This is a genomic window from Clostridium sp. ZBS15 (assembly GCF_023845705.1).
GTDB lineage: Bacteria > Bacillota > Clostridia > Clostridiales > Clostridiaceae > Clostridium > Clostridium aquiflavi.
On record NZ_JAMQHY010000101.1, the window covers coordinates 788 to 3428 of the forward strand.

Annotated in this window: 2 protein-coding genes; both read right to left on the reverse strand. The window is 26.4% G+C overall.

The features are described 5' to 3' along the window. Positions 1–838 (reverse strand): lipase family protein (locus NG904_RS16680; RefSeq protein ID WP_502801471.1); only part of this gene is annotated, 838 nt, incomplete at its 3' end. A 187-nt stretch (positions 839–1025) separates the two neighbouring features. After that, complete coding sequence (locus NG904_RS16685; RefSeq protein ID WP_252232847.1) at positions 1026–2333, reverse strand: Na+/H+ antiporter NhaC family protein; 1308 nt, start codon at positions 2331–2333, stop codon at positions 1026–1028. Positions 2334–2641: the final 308 nt, after the last annotated feature.

The following is a 2641-nucleotide window of genomic DNA, read 5'->3' on the forward strand; positions in this document are numbered from 1 at the left end:
GAATTTTATTTTTAATATCTTGTGCATTATATATAATTGTTCCCCAGGCTTCTTGATTTCCATAATAAACTGTAGCCCCATTACGAATTAATTCTTTGGGTATTCTTCCCCAATAATTAATATACTTTAAATCTCTAAATCCAACTCCATGAACTAATACAAGTGGATATTTAGTTTTACATATATTTGAATCAATACGTGCATCATCTCTAATTACTTTATAACATTCATGGTCATACTCAATTCTCGCAATATGACAAGCATAAAGCATTATGAAAATATTTATAATTGGAATCCAAATCCAAAAAGCAATTATAAATCTTTTTATAATGTTTAATCTTCTTGAAGTACATAAAATTCGTAGAATCCCATTTGCAATTAGTAAAATAATACTTAGTCCAGTAATAATACTATCTATTATAAAAATATTATTAGGTATATGTTCTTTAAATATTATTTTAAATACAGTTATGTATATTATACTTTGGACGAATATAAGATATAATCCATAAAGTATAAGACTTCGTCCACCTATCATTATTTTTAATCTAACACTTACTATTTCCTTTTTTATATTCACTACTGTATTTAATTTAATCCAAATATAAAAAATGATAATACCTATTTCAATTAAAATTATCCATTTATATATACCACTGTCTTGTCCAATTTTACTTTGAGTACTAAAAAAATACTCCATCAAAACAATATGTGGAGCAAAAATTAAATATATACTAATAAAGCTTTTACTTAACAATGAATTTTTTCGCCTTATATGTAAATATATAACACTAATTAATATTATTGTTATAATAAAAGTTATTGTTAATCCTGTCATTATCAAAATCCATCCTTAATTTATATTTTTTTAATATATATATTCATTATAATTTTTAGTTTTATTCAAATAAAATACATTATAAGTCAATTATAGCATATTATTATTATCAAAATAACTTTCAACTAAAAAATAAAACAAGTAAATGATTCTTTTATCATCTACTTGTTTTATTTATTTAAATAATCTAAGCTACTTTCTTATCTCTTAATTTTTGCATCTTATTACTATGGTATATAAATATTGATATTAATGCCCATATTCCCATTAAATAAGGATAAAACAAATATTTCATTATAGCAAAAGGTGATATTGCAGCTAAACCAGCTGCTGAAATTAATTGAGCTCCATATGGGATTATTCCTTGAAAAACACAAGAAAACATATCCATTATTCCTGCAACTCTTTTAGGTTCTAAATCAAATTCATCTGAAATATTTTTAGCTATTGGACCTACTGTAACTATTGCTATAGTATTGTTAGCAGTACATACATCTACTAAGCTTACTAAAGTGGCTATTCCAAGTTCAGCATTTCTCTTATTCTTAAACTTCTTTAATCCTTTATTTAATATGTACTCTATTCCACCGTTTTCTTTAATTAATGCAATTGTTCCTGCTATTAATAATGATATAATTATTAACTCGCTCATTCCTGATATTCCAGTAGATATTGAACTACATAAACCAATAACATCAAAGCTGCCATAAATAAACCCAATTCCTGCAGCAATGATTATTCCTGCAAATAAAACTACCACAACATTTAATCCCATTAATGATGATGCTATTACTGCAATGTATGGAATTATTTTAACTAAGCTGTATTGTAATTCTTCTATACCTGTTGTAGCTGCATTTCTTGTTAATATTCCAAATACAATTGTAGTTATTATTGCCGCTGGAAGAACTATCTTAAAGTTCATTTTAAATTTATCTCTCATTTCACAACCTTGTGTTCTTGTTGCTGCTATAGTTGTATCTGAAATTATTGATAAGTTATCTCCAAACATAGCACCACTAACAACTGCCCCAACTGATATTGCAACTAATACTCCTGTTTTATCTGCTATTCCAACAGCTATTGGTACTAATGCTACTATTGTTCCCATTGAAGTACCTACAGAAAGAGCTATAAAGCATGCTATTAGAAATAAGCCTACAGTTAACAAGCTACTTGGTAAAATTGATAATCCTAAATTTACAGTTGAATCTACTGCACCCATATCTTTAGCTACTTGAGCAAATGCTCCAGCTAATATAAATATTAATATCATTAGAATGACATTATTATCTCCTGATCCTTTACAAAATATTTCTAATTTTTCATTTAAGTTTTTATCTTTATTCATAGCTAGAGCTGTTACTGCTGCTGCTGAAAATGGAATAATTACAGATACTGCATACATATCACCTGCAAGTACTGATACCCCCACATATACTATTAGAAATACTAATAGTGGTAATAATGATGTTATACTTGTTTTTTTCTTCATAAAATGTTTCCTCCTTTTGTCATTTCAAACTTTTTGTCAAAGAAATACTTAGGCAATTGATGGAAATATATTCTTTTTATTCTTTAATTAATTTTTTACAAATATTTTAAGTTTATTTTATAATTTATTAAAGAATTAAAAAATAAAAGCTTCACCCAATAGTGAAGCTTTAAATATTCTCATACTATATTAGACTTCTTATCTAACGGGATTTGGCACCACACCTTTAAAGTAAACTTTTAATATTGATTTCAATATCATTTATTAAACCTTAAAAGTAGGTTGCTGGGCTTCATAGGGCCAGTCCC